10 protein-coding genes are annotated in these 12,976 nt (G+C 49.2%); 5 read left to right on the forward strand and 5 right to left on the reverse strand.

All coding sequences use genetic code 11. The annotated features are described in order from the left end of the window. Positions 1-33: 33 nt before the first annotated feature. A complete protein-coding gene (locus QL234_RS17620) occupies positions 34-672 on the reverse strand; it encodes an OB-fold-containig protein (protein WP_281559118.1) in 639 nt (212 codons plus the stop codon). Positions 673-990: 318 nt separating this feature from the next. Here QL234_RS17620 and QL234_RS17625 point away from each other — a divergent pair, with 318 nt between their 5' ends. Then, positions 991-1,542, forward strand: a complete 552-nt coding sequence (locus QL234_RS17625; protein WP_281559119.1) for a zf-TFIIB domain-containing protein — start codon at positions 991-993, stop codon at positions 1,540-1,542. A gap of 70 nt (positions 1,543-1,612) precedes the next feature. Here QL234_RS17625 and QL234_RS17630 read toward each other — a convergent pair whose 3' ends face one another. Continuing rightward, positions 1,613-3,316 carry a tetratricopeptide repeat protein gene (locus QL234_RS17630; protein WP_281559120.1) on the reverse strand — a complete coding sequence of 568 codons (1,704 nt, stop codon included), beginning with the start codon at positions 3,314-3,316 and terminating at the stop codon, positions 1,613-1,615. Between the two features lie 188 nt (positions 3,317-3,504). Between QL234_RS17630 and QL234_RS17635 the strand changes: the two genes are divergently transcribed. Then, complete coding sequence (locus tag QL234_RS17635; protein WP_281559121.1) at positions 3,505-5,028, forward strand: oligopeptide:H+ symporter; 1,524 nt, start codon at positions 3,505-3,507, stop codon at positions 5,026-5,028. A 36-nt stretch (positions 5,029-5,064) separates the two neighbouring features. Here QL234_RS17635 and yjjG read toward each other — a convergent pair whose 3' ends face one another. Further along, positions 5,065-5,754 carry a pyrimidine 5'-nucleotidase gene (gene yjjG, locus QL234_RS17640; protein ID WP_281559122.1) on the reverse strand — a complete coding sequence of 230 codons (690 nt, stop codon included), beginning with the start codon at positions 5,752-5,754 and terminating at the stop codon, positions 5,065-5,067. 117 nt (positions 5,755-5,871) lie between these two features. Continuing rightward, positions 5,872-6,615 carry a protein-L-isoaspartate(D-aspartate) O-methyltransferase gene (locus tag QL234_RS17645; RefSeq protein WP_281559123.1) on the reverse strand — a complete coding sequence of 248 codons (744 nt, stop codon included), beginning with the start codon at positions 6,613-6,615 and terminating at the stop codon, positions 5,872-5,874. Between the two features lie 195 nt (positions 6,616-6,810). Here QL234_RS17645 and QL234_RS17650 point away from each other — a divergent pair, with 195 nt between their 5' ends. From QL234_RS17650 to QL234_RS17660, 3 genes are read left to right on the forward strand one after another with little or no spacing between them, the layout of a single operon-like run. After that, positions 6,811-7,533, forward strand: coding sequence for a TetR/AcrR family transcriptional regulator (locus tag QL234_RS17650; RefSeq protein ID WP_281559124.1), 723 nt, complete (start codon positions 6,811-6,813; stop codon positions 7,531-7,533). A gap of 47 nt (positions 7,534-7,580) precedes the next feature. Beyond that, a complete protein-coding gene (locus tag QL234_RS17655) occupies positions 7,581-8,690 on the forward strand; it encodes an efflux RND transporter periplasmic adaptor subunit (RefSeq protein ID WP_281559125.1) in 1,110 nt (369 codons plus the stop codon). A 17-nt stretch (positions 8,691-8,707) separates the two neighbouring features. Then, positions 8,708-11,806, forward strand: a complete 3,099-nt coding sequence (locus QL234_RS17660) for an efflux RND transporter permease subunit (RefSeq protein WP_281559126.1) — start codon at positions 8,708-8,710, stop codon at positions 11,804-11,806. Between the two features lie 13 nt (positions 11,807-11,819). On the opposite strand, the gene QL234_RS17665 is transcribed toward QL234_RS17660, so the two are convergent. Beyond that, positions 11,820-12,854: a hypothetical protein gene (locus QL234_RS17665; protein WP_281559127.1), complete on the reverse strand. Its 1,035-nt coding sequence runs from the start codon at positions 12,852-12,854 to the stop codon at positions 11,820-11,822. Positions 12,855-12,976: the final 122 nt, after the last annotated feature.

Raw genomic sequence — 12,976 nt, forward strand, 5'->3', positions numbered from 1 at the left:
ATTGATATAAAAATAATTATTGACTACAAATGGTTAGCCTGGAAACGGCGCAACTATATAGGTATGGCTGTCCTGCTGGTATTCGATCAGCAAGACCTTATCTCCCATGCTCAGCTGATGTTGGGGATCACAACGGACATCAAGTAAGATTTCTGCGCCGTCATTAAAAACTTTTGCCTGGCCAAAGGTTTCACTGACCGACCCTGTGGCGATAGTGGCGTCTTTGCCTACCAGGTTGTTGCTGCTGGCGGTTTCGACACTGTTGAACATGCCTTTTAACGGCCGGATCAAAATCGCGGTAACAGGTAAGGAGATTAAAAATACCACGAAACTTGCCGCTGTGGCGGCCAGGTAGTAAAGCCAGCCGTCCGGCAGCCAGGTCAGCAGATAAAATTGTAGGTAAAAACTAATCAGCCAGCACACCAGGATAATAATGCTGATAACCAGGGTAAAAGGTACTCCGGTCAAGCCAAAGGTCAGTAATAAACCGGTTAAGCCGCCGACACTGGCATCAGCATCGACATCTGCGTCGACATCAACATCAATATCGCCGGAGAAATCTAAGTCGATAAGTCCGAGCATGCCCACCAGCCAGTAAATGACAACTACGGCTAATAATACGGTGTAGATAACGGTAGGAAACTGGCTGGCAACGGTAAAGACTTGCTGCATATTTTATCCTTAAATAAATTATTGTTATTGCTTGATAATGCTTGTGTTTGTTGCTTATACGGGTTTCGAATGAACCGTCATCAATGACTGTGGCTGATATTATGTCAGCCATGTTCGTGTTTGAACATTACGGCGGATTACCGCCGCTTCATTTCGGAATGCTTAGCTAAAATAAGATGCGAATTTTTCTCTGTTTAGGGTAAGATATCAGGAAATTAGGCATGTTTTTATAGCTGTTGCTTGCTACTTTAACATACTATTAACCGTATAAAATAGATTATGGCGCTCAGGTCGTAAAAATACCCAAAGGATACTCAAATGATGAAATGCACAAGTTGTAATGCGGGTGAATTAGTGCCCAGTTTTATTGACGGGCTGTTCAGGGCGCATACCTGCTCTAATTGCCAGGGTAATTGGATCCTCATCGAAGATTATGTGGCCTGGAAAGAACGTAATCCGGAATTCACCTTTGATGATAATGTTAATTATGAAGTGGAAGATACTAAAAAAGCCATTTTATGTCCGGTCACCGGCACAATTATGAGAAAATTCCGTCTTACTGCCAGTAATACTTATCGTATCGATTACAGTGCCGGGGTTGGTGGTGTTTGGTTAGACAGCGGTGAGTGGGAGTTGTTGAAAGAAGAAGGTTTGGCGGGCTCGTTAAATGCAGTATTAACCAGTCACTGGCAAAAAAATATACGTACTGTTAGCACCAAAGATAATTTTTATGAAATTTATCTGGATAAATTCGGCCAGGAAACTTATGAAAAAGTTAAAGAACTAAGAAATTGGCTGGAAAAGCAACCCAACAAAGCTGATTTACGTGCCTACCTGTTAGCGGAAGACCCGTATTCAGCAGAAAAATAAACCTTTGCTCTGGTGTCTGGGTTAGTCAATTTAAATGATATGGGCTAATCCAGGTGAATTTCAGAGCCGCTTAACTGAGCGGAGCCGCTTCCCCAGCTTTAAAAAATGCCAGTTCACTACTGAGTTGATTTTCCTTGTTTTGCTTTTGTTTCATGCGGGTAAGCACACGATTAAAGCTGTCAGAGGTTTTCAGCGGCTGAAACAGGGGCTGCTGTTCAACTTTGTTTATCTGGGTTAGGCCCTGTTCCAGCGCTTGCACCAGGTAGCGGATGGCTTGTTGTTCCTGTTCTTGCCGGGCGTATATCAAGGCCAGTTGATAACTGAGGCTGGCCTTATCCGAACCTTCATAAAGGCTGTTTTTCAAGGAGGTTGTTAAGGCGGAGATTTCCTTTGCCGGCAATGTTGGTGCTGTCAGTAAAAACATTAAACGCACCCGGGGCAGCACCTTGTTTTCCTGTTTAATCATGATGTCCTGGTAGGTTTTATGGGCCAAATCTGTCTGGCCGTTATAAAAATAGCTGTCTGCCAGCCCTTCGGACAATAAGGCATGATCCTGATAGCGCGCCAATGCATCCCGGTAGGTTGTGATTGCCTGTTGGTATTGTTTTGTTCTCAGTTGTACCTGTCCCAGGTGGTAGCTGGCCAGCAGGTAATCCGGCTGCAGGTCTATCGCTTTATTAAACCAGGTTTTTGCCAGTTGTTCGTGACCTAACAGGCTTAAGGTTTGGCCGGCATGCACCATAGTCACTACATGGCCGGGATCGATAGCCAGCGCTTTTTTATGCCAGTCGACGGCTTGTGCCAGTTTACCCTGTTCGCTGTAAATAAATCCCAAATTCGAGATGGTTTCCAAATTATCAGGGGCCAGCGACAAAGCTTTTAAATGGGCATTAATGCTTTTAGAGAGCCAGCCGGAAACATAATAAGCAATACCGAGCGCCTTGTAGGCATCTGCCGAGTCATTGTCGAAAGTGATGGCCTGGTAGGCATTGTCTATGGCTTTTATTTTATCGCTTTCTTCGCCGTTAAACTGGAACAGTTGCTGGCTGTACGCCTGGCTTAATCCGGCATAGGCCAGGGAAAATTTGGGATCTTTGGCCAGGGCTTTGTGGAAAAACTCTATGGCGATGCTGTTATCGATTTTACGGTAGCGTTGATAGTACTCTTTTCCTTTGAGGTAATAGTCGTTGGCAATTTCTTTTGTCGTTAATACCTGAGGGGCATTGTTGGTTTGCTTGGCAGCAAGCTGAACGGGAGCTGCCGGTGTTGTCGAATATAGCTGTGAATATAATGCCGTTAGCAGGCTCAGGCTAATAATAAGGGTCAGCCCTAACCGGGATATTCTGCGCCAGATGCCGGTCAATTGCTGGTAGGTTATATTGGGAAAGTGATCATTGGCGGCCAAATCAACAATGGCTGCCGGTGCCTGGTTTATCACGCATTCGCATTTTACCTTGGGACGCAGGCGATATCCCCGTCCGCGGATGGCTTCGATATATCTGGGATTACCGGCGTCATCTCCCAGGGATTTGCGTAACAGTTTTACCCTTTGTTTTAAGGTTTCATCACCAATTACCCGGTCGGGCCACACTTTTTCCATCAATAACTGTTGGCTTAATAATGCCGGAGACGATTCAACCAGGGAGACTAATAGATCGTAACTGAGTTTGGGCAGGTGGATTTCTTCGTCATTCCTCAATAACCTGCCTTGCTGGATATCCAGGATCAGGTCATCGAACAGGTAGCGGGTAACCCTTGTTTTCTTCTCCCCCATAGTTTCTTAATCCTTTAGCCTCGGAAAGCTCATCATTACTGCTTTTTCACCAAACTTCAAGCCTTGCATCCGGCCTTCACCAAAGCTTCACCCAAGTTTTTATCCTCCTTCACCTTCTCTTCAAGTCAGTGTTTCCTAAAGATTTATGCTTAATAGCAGCAAAAGAACAAGCCTATCAAGGAAAAACGATGACAACATTAGATGCAACCGGGCAAGAGGCAGGGCTTACTAAGCAAAACTGCCAATATGATGATTTATGGGGACATCCCAAACCTTTGTGGATGTTATTTATGGCGGAGTTTTGGGAGCGTTTTGCCTTTTATGGTATCCGCTGGGCCCTGACTCTTTATATCGTTGCACAATTTTTTAACGGTGATGCCAGCGGACAAACTTTCGCTGCCAATACCTATGGTGCCTACCTGGCCCTGGTGTATGGCAGTGCTATTTTTGGCGGTTATGTTGCTGATAAAATCATTGGCTCGCAACATGCCATTTTAACCGGGGCCTTGATCATGGCGGCCGGTTTATTTCTGCTGATGCTGCCGGATCAGACCTTTTTTATGCTCGGGCTGGCCACGGTTATTATCGGTAACGGCCTGTTTAAGCCGAATATCTCCAACCTGGTAGGCAAGATTTATCAGCAGGGAGATCCGCGCCGTGACCGGGGCTTCAGTATTTTTTATATGGGCATCAATGCCGGGGCCATGGTGTCGCCGATTGTGACCCAGTATCTGGCCAGCACTTTAACCGATACTCCTATGATGGATAACTATAAAGTGGTGTTTGCCGCCGCCGGTATCGGCATGGTGATCAGCTATTGCTGGTTTTACCTGGGGCGACGTCAGCTAAAAGGCACGGGAGCGATAGTAAAAAGTCCGCGGCGCAGTAAAAATTTGGCCTATGTGATCATTGGATCCGCCGCTTCGATAGTGCCGGTTTATCTGCTGATGGCTTATGCCGGTGCCCAGGTGTTGGCCTGGATCTTATTTATTTTATTTGTCGGCCTGGCTGCGGTGCTGATTAAAGGGGCGAAGCGGGAAGGTAAAATCGCGATGGATCGGGTGTTGGCGTGCCTGATCATGTGTGGCTTTAATGTCATCTTTTTTATGTTTTTCGAGCAGGCGGGCAGTTCCTTTACCTTTTTGGCGCAAAACCTGGTGGACAGGAGCCTGGGCGGTGGTTTTGAGTTTAAACTTGCCTGGTTCCAGTCGGTGAATGCCGTGGCTATTTTGCTGCTGGCACCCGCGCTTTCACTGATCTGGCTGAAAATGTCCAGGCGTAACATCGAGCCTAATATTCCGCAGAAGTTTGCTTTGGGGCTGCTGGGTACCGGGGCCGGTTTTTTGGTGCTGGTGTTTGCCCTGGAAAACCTGCTGGATGCCAATCAGCTTATTCCGTTATGGCCGCTGGCGGCCTGTTATGTGCTGCATACGGTGGGAGAATTATGTTTATCGCCGATAGGTTTGTCTATGGTCAGTAAGCTGGTGCCGGCTTCCATGGCGGGCCTGGCTTTTGGCGGCTGGTTTTTAAGCACCGCCATCGGCAATAATTTCTCCGGCATTCTAGCCGGCAGTATCAGCGGTGAAACCGGTATGACGGTGGCTTCAGCCATCAGTGGCTTTGATTTCAGCTTCTGGCTGCTGACCGGCGGCGGGTTATTGCTCTTTATCCTTGCCCCGCTCATTAACAAGCTCATGCACGGGATAAAATAATAACGCCGGCAAGTAAAGGTAAGCAGCAGCCTGAGTTTAACCTCGGGTTAAATCCTGCGTTAACAGTTGCTGCAGCTCTGTCAGTGAAGTTACCTGATAATGGGGATCTATGCCGTCGGGTTTGTCTTGGTTATGGCGGTTAAGCCAGCAGGTGTCGATTCCGGCATTAAGGCCGCCGAGAATATCGGAATGGGGGTTATCCCCTACCATAAGCACCTGCTCTTTTGCCGGATTATCCATCAGCTCGAAGGCATGTTCAAAAATGGCGACATCCGGTTTGGCCGTGCCCACCTGCTCGGAGATGATCAACGGATAAAAAGTATCTTTTAGCCCGGTGCGCTCCAGGCGTATGCTTTGCAGTTCGGTAAAACCATTGGTGATGATGCCCATATTGACTTTACCTTCCAGCGCCTGGATTAATTCCCGGGCACCGGGTAGTAGCGAGCAGATATCCGCCATGGCATTGAGAAATTCGCTGTTGAGGGTTTGCGTGCTGACTTCGAGTTTTTCTGCCCAGCCTTGGAAGCGGATGTTTTGCACCTGGTGGGCGGTTTTTTTTCCGTCCTGATAATCATCCCACAGCGGCTTGTTGACGGTTTGGTAATGGTGAAAGTCATCCCGGGAAAAATCAATATCAAAACGGGAAAACATCAGTTTTAAGCCCTGGTAGGCATCGAAATGAAACAGGGTTTCATCGGCGTCAAAAAGTATCCATTGGTATTTCATTTAGTTACGGCTCGCTTTATCTGGATAACGGGGAAACCTGGCGGGAGGGCATATTAGCAGGGATCTGCCTGCTGCGGATAGCAAAAAAAGCAAATACTTCCAGGAAGGCGGGGGCAATTAATCCCGTTGCCGGCTGTTGATTAAAGGTACAAAGCGCACTGGCAGGATTTTGCGTTTGAATATTTTCCCTTCATCATCTTTAGTGATCAGGGTCAGATACTGGGTTTCATAGAAACCGCCTACGGGAATGATCATAGTGCCGCCGGGTTTTAACTGCATCAGTAACTGCTCAGGAATTTCGCCGCCGGCGGTGACGATTATGCTGTCGAACGGCGCCTGCTCCGGCCAGCCGAGATAACCGTCTCCTGCACGTACATAAACGTTATTATATTCCAGCCGTGCCAGGGTCTTTTTCGCCGCTATTGCCAGTTCGGCAATGATCTCTATGGTATAAACCTGGTTAACCAGGCGGGATAATATTGCCGCCTGGTAGCCCGAGCCGGTGCCTATTTCCAATACCTTGTGATCCGGCTGCGGGTCGATCAGCTCTGTCATGATGGCAACGATATAAGGTTGGGAAATGGTCTGGTTATGGCCTATCGGCAACGGACTGTTGATATAAGCCTGTTGGCGCATCAGAAAAGGTACGAATTCGTGTCTGGGTACGGTAAGTAAAGCCCGTATCACGTTGGCAGCTAAAACTTCCCTGCCGGTATAGCTAGCGGTTTCGGCAACTTCATAAGTGATAGTGTCTACCATTTGTTGCCTGTCTACTCGATAGAGATCGCTGGTGTCAGCCGGGGTTGCGATGATCAGTACTCCGATAAGTAAAATATTCACTTTCATGGTAAAGCTAGGCATATGAAAGACGGCTTTAACGCAAGCTGTGTCTTTATTATAGGTTTTAAAAAGCTCGCTGTTAGCGGTTTAGGTGAAAAAATGCCCTGCCGCAATGCTGTTTGTTTTTTGTACCGGTATACGCTTGACCCTAAGTGCTAACTGCATTTATAATCTCATTCGAATAATGTTCGAATGTAGTTCACTATAGGTGTAAATATGGCGCCCGCCCCTAAATTCAGCATGCAGGAACAAGAGCAAATGATCCTGGATGCAGCAGAAAAAAGCATTGAAAACAGCTCGCTACTTGATTTTACTATGTCTGCCATTGCCAAAGGTGCCGGACTGTCCATGGGCTCGATCTATAAACATGTACAAAGTAAAGAAGATGTGCTGGTTGCCCTGGCAGCCAATATGTATGCCAATGAAGCGGCCATGTACCACACAGTGTTGACCTTGCCGCTGACAATACCGGAAAAGATTATTGCTACTAATCTTATCGACCGCAGCAAGGTACAAACCTACAGTTTTGAAGGCCAGCTGGATAACCTGGTGAGCAGTGCGGCGTTATTAAAGCGCGGCTCCCCCATGTGGCTTGATCGCATGAGAAACAACAGCAAAAAAATCGAACAGGAGTTTGATCTGCTTTTTTCGAATGCTGCCCAAAGCGGTGAGTTTATCAGCGGCATGGAAGCGGTAGAGGAAATCGGTTTGCTGCTGTGGTCGTTAACCGCGGGCTATTTCCAGCTGGTACGCCAGCACCAGAGTTTATTGCAGGGGGATAATGCCGCTGCCGGCGGGGCGATTGTGGCGATAGCGCCGGATGCCCCCCATGTTCGCGGTCTGAAAAGAATATTAAATGCCTATGAGTGGCAGCAACCCTTGACGCAGCAGGGAATAGAAAAGGCCTGCCGTTTGCTTGAAGACATTGGCTTCAGGTAACAAGTTTTAGCTAAGCAATTTTAAGTTTTATCCGAGGTAGAAGAAATATGAATATTAGTCGCTGGGTTATTACCCTGGTTATCTTGCTGCTCGGCGTGGCAGGTATATTTGGTTATAAAGAGTCGCTGAACACGGCCCGGGCACAACAGGGACAAGGCATGCCGGAACCGTCGGCAACTGTGCTTGCCGAGCTTGTTCAAACAGTAAGTTATCAGGCAAGCACTAAGGTCAGCGGGGAAGTACAGGCTTATAAGCAGCTGGAGCTAAATAATGAACTGGCGGGTAAAATCAGCAAGCTTAACCTGGTCTCCGGCAGCCGGGTAGAGGCCGGTGATTTGTTGTTGGAGCTGGATCACAGTGAAGAAAGCGCCCGGGTGATCGGGGTAAAAGCACGCCTGGAATTAAACCGCCACACCTACAAACGTTACCTGAGACTGCAAAAAAATAATGAAATCAGTGATGAACTGGTGGATCAGGCCAGGGCTGACGTTGAGATCGCTCAATCTGAATTGGCGGTATTACAGGCCAATATTCGTAAGAAACAAATTAGTGCCCCTTTTACCGCCCATGTCGGTATTCATAACCTGGAAGTGGGGCAATATCTTGACAGCAATACTACTATCACTAAATTGATTGGGGTTTATGACTATACCTGGGTCGACTTTAGCTTGCCTCAGACTTATGGCGAATTAGCCTTGGGCACCCAAGTTGAAATCAGCACCATAGCCGATAACAGCCAGGTTTTTCAGGCGGAAATTATTGCTGTCGATCCCCAACTGTCCAGCAGTTCAAGGCAACTGAAGTACCGGGCACAATTTGCCAAAGCTACGGGTTTTTTAAAGCCTAATACTTTAGTGACTGTTGCAGCACCGGTGGCAAAGGCCCGTGACCTGGTGGCGATTTCTGACCTTGCCATTACCCGGGATCACCTGGGAGAATATGTTTTTGTGTTAGAAGATGAAGGCAATAACAGCTACCGGGCCAAGCGCCAGAAAGTGATGCTGGGGGATCGCCGCGGCGATCAGGTCATGGTAACAGACGGTCTGGCACCGGATACCCTTATTGCGACTAAGGGAGCATTTAAACTCAGGCCCGGCCTTAAGGTTTTTATCACAGATGAAAATGCTGAAACAAACGCCGCCGATACCGCCTCATAAGCCCCGGGAGATACTTTATGTTGCAAGTTAATCAGCCGGGGCAGGAAAAAAACTCGGTTATGGATATTTTTGTCCACCGTCCCGTGGTCGCTCTGGTATTGTCGATTATCATCTGTCTGGCGGGCCTGTGGGCGGTGACCAAGATCCCGGTGCTGCAGTTTCCAAAAATTGAAAGCTCTTCCCTGGTGATCAGCACTAACTATACCGGCGCTTCAGCCAGTGTGGTACAGGGCTTTGTCAGTGAGCCGATAGAAAGGGTTGCCGCCAGCGTGCCCGGGGTGGAATATGTCGACTCCGTTACCAACTCAGGACATAGTACCGTGACCGCCTGGTTGAAACTCAATGAAAACAGCACTCATGCCTTGGCTGAGCTCAATGCGAGATTAAGTCAGATACGTTTCGAGTTACCGCCGGGGGCGGAAGATCCCGTGGTGTCGGTGAGCCGTACCGACCGGCCGTTTGCGGTTTTCTACCTTAATGTCCATGCCAAAGATATCAGCCGCTCCGAGCTGACGGATTATCTTACCCGTCAGGTGAATCCTATTATCAATGGTATCGAAGGGGTGCAAAGAGTGGGCATTGAAGGGGGCAGGACCCCGGCGATGCGGGTGTGGCTTGATGCCGAGCGCCTGTCGGTGTTTAACCTCAGTGCCGAAGAAGTTTATAACGCCCTGGCGGCCAATAATACCATTGCCACCTTAGGTTACAGTGAAAACAACCGCCAGCGCATTGATATTATTGCCAACAGCCAGTTATCGAAAGTCAGTGAATTTGAACGCCTGGTGGTGAAAAAAATCGATAATGCGGTGATTTATCTTAAAGACGTGGCCAAAGTGGAGTTGGGGGCGGAAGAAGCCAGCGTAACCGCACGTCTGGATAAAGAAGATACCGTATATATTTCCGTATGGCCCCTGCCCGGCGCCAATGAAATTGCCATCGGCGACCGTTTGTACCAGGTGCTGGATGAAGTTAATGCCTCTTTGCCGTCGGGTATGATGATTGACTTTGCCTATGACGGCACCCTGTATATGCGCGATGCCTTAAAAGAAATCTTTTCCACCCTGACTGAAACCGTGGTGCTGGTGGGCCTGGTAGTACTTATGCTGATGGGCTCGTTCAGAAGCGCCCTGGTGCCTTTGGTCACTATTCCTATTTCTATTTTAGGGGCGGTAGCCGCGATGTCGGCGATGGGTTTTTCATTAAACCTGTTAACCGTGCTGGCCATCGTATTGTCTGTCGGTTTAGTGGTGGACGATGCTATCGTCGTGGTGGAAAATGTTGCCCGCTTTATGCGCCAGGGCATGTCACGGACCCGGGCGGCGTTGCTCAGCTCACGCCAGCTGTTGGTGCCTATTATTGCCATGACCCTGACCTTGGCCGCCGTTTACGCCCCGATAGGCTTTTTATCCGGCTTAACCGGGGTCTTGTTTAAGGAATTTGCCTTTACCCTGGCAATCGCCGTGATCATTTCCGGGGTGGTAGCGGTGACGTTGTCGCCGATCATGAGTGCTTATGTCTCTCCCAAAGGTGGGGAAGAAGGCTGGTTAACCGCCAAGGTTAACGGCATTTTCGAACGGGTGCAGGTGAAATATGCTGCCATACTGGCCCGGGCATTCCACTGGCAGGGACAGATTTTCCTGGTGGCCCTGGTGGTCTCCCTGATGGTGATCCCGTTTTATCTGTTTTCGGCAAAAGAATTGGCGCCGATTGAAGATCAAAGCAGTATTAATGTCGTGGTACAGGCGCCGCCCGAGTCTTCCCTGAGCTACAATGTCGGCGAAATGCAGCAGGTGGTCTCAGACCTGCTTGAGGTGGAAGGCGGTACCCATATGTGGCAAATCGTACAGAATTCCGGAGGTTTCGGCGGACTGGAACTGGTGCCCAGCGATGAGCGGGATTTCAGCCCGCAGGAAAAACTGCCGGAAGTTTACGGCCGTTTATCCGGCATTGCCGGTCTGGATTTACTGCCGATATTGCCGGGCTCTTTGCCGACTGCCGGCCAGTTTGAAATTGAACTGGTGGTTAAATCCAGCGACCCCTATGAAAAAATGAAGCTTTATGCCGACCAGCTGGTGGGCGCCGCCTTCCAGAGCGGTAAATTTCTTTTTGCCGATACCGATCTGAAAATAGATTTGCCGCAAATCGAATTAAAACTGAACCGGGAAAAAATAGCCGATCTCGGCATGAATATTTCGACCGTAAGTGATCAGCTGGGTATTTTGCTTTCCAGTAATTATGTCAACCGCTTTGATGCCAACGGCAAGGCGTACCGGGTGATCCCTATTGTCGGCGACGAGGTGCGCAGTAAACCGGAGAGTATCTTAAACCTGACCTTGAAATTACCCGGCGGTGAGTTGATCCCGGTATCTGCCATTGCTGAACTGAAATGGCTGACCGGGCCGAGAAAATTAGGCACTTTCGGGCAACAAAAGGCGTTCCGGATTTATGGCGGTGTCCTGCCGGGCACCACCAAGGAAGAGGCCCTCTCGACCCTGGAAGCGGCGGCGGCAGAAATCTTACCGCCTTCCTACAGCCTGGATTATGCCGGCGAATCGCGTCAGCTAAGAAAAGAAGGCAATACCTTGCTGGCGGTGCTGGCGGTATCTTTGCTGATTGTTTACCTGGTGTTGGCGGTGCAGTTTAACAGTTTCCGCGACCCCCTGGTGGTGTTGCTCGGCTGTGTGCCGCTGGCCTTATCCGGTGCCTTGTTGTTGCCTTATCTCGAGCTGACCACCATCAATATCTATTCCCAGATAGGTTTGATCACTTTGATCGGCCTGATTGCGAAAAACGGTATCCTGATCGTTGAATTTGCCAACCATATGCAGGAGCAAGGCATGGATAAACTGGCGGCGGTGACCGAAGCGGCCACCACACGTTTGCGCCCTATCCTGATGACCACGGCAGCCACGGTGCTGGGGCATTTCCCGCTGGTATTGGTTAGCGGTGCCGGCGCCGAAGCCCGTAACAGTATCGGCATTATCTTGGTGGCGGGTATGCTGATAGGCACGATATTTACCTTATTCGTGCTGCCGGCATTTTATTTATGGCTGGCAAAAAAGCGTGATAACACCACAGTGGAAGCCGTGGCTTTAACGCCGGACATGGCAGCTTAGCTCTGTATCAGTATTACCCGGCGTCAGTGTTAAGCTGAGGCAAGCGTTCTAAAACGGAAGACGACAGCCCGGCAGCGGACAGGGCTGTTGTCGCCACCTCCTTGTTATTGCCTGCGGCTATTTGGCTGGTCTCGGCTCCCAGGACAGTGTCGGTGATGCCGTCAAACAGCCCCCGATAATCAAAATTAATCACGGTATTGTTAATGGAATTTCCCGTGATGCCTTCCAGGGTCAGGTCCGCCGCGGATACGGCGAGTCCCACAGGTCCGCCATATAAAAAGCCGCCGGTTAATTTGGCTACGGCGCTCATATCCTGTTCGGTGACCTGTTGGTAAATACCGGAAACGACGGGAATATGTTGCAGTATATTCACCGAATCAAAGGCATCGGTTAATTCCAGGCCGTTATCGCCAAAGGAAAATTCGCTGAGCGTGTCTATCAGTGAGGAGTCGCCATCGACCTGGGCTGTCTGTTCACCGCCAGCTGTTTGTTCCTGGTCCGTGCCGGTTTCACTGTTCTCAGCCTGTCGGGCTTTGCCGCTGAACAGGTTGGCCTGTAATGAAGACAGGAAAGCCCCCTGCAAGGCGTCTAACGAACTGGCAGAAGTGATATCTTTGCTATCCAGGCCTTCGGCGTCGGTGAAGTTCAGTCCCAGGGTCGACAATATCTGCTGCTGGATATTGGTTGCGGCATCCGGTGATGTCGCTTTCACTTCAGGCTCTTTAGCTGCTTTTTGGGGAGCCGTGTTGGTCTCATCCTTAGCAGCTGCCGCGGCCGTTCTGGCAGCAACACCGGCTGCTATTTTTGCAGCATGTTCGGTATTATTGGCCATGGCGGGATCATTCGGGTCGGCGGGCGTTAAATGGGTGATTGGCGATGAAGCTGGTGTTTGCGGGTCTGTCAGCTGTGAGTACAGTTTGCTAAAGCCCTGCCCCAGATCATTGAGGCCTCCCAGTGCCCGATCCGCCACTTGCTCTAACTGGTTTAAGCCGCTATCAAACATGGATTGACTAACGGGGGCTGAAGCTTGTTGGTTGGGTATTTTCACTGTACCTCCCGGGCACCAAAAATGTGCCTTGCTTGTATAAGGGTATAGCAATATTGTTAATTATATCAGTGGCATGTCAATGAAGATTACACTCAGTTACAGCTTTGACACTTGTTTACCCG

It is taken from the genome of Thalassomonas sp. RHCl1 (assembly GCF_947387555.1).
GTDB lineage: Bacteria > Pseudomonadota > Gammaproteobacteria > Enterobacterales > Alteromonadaceae > Thalassomonas.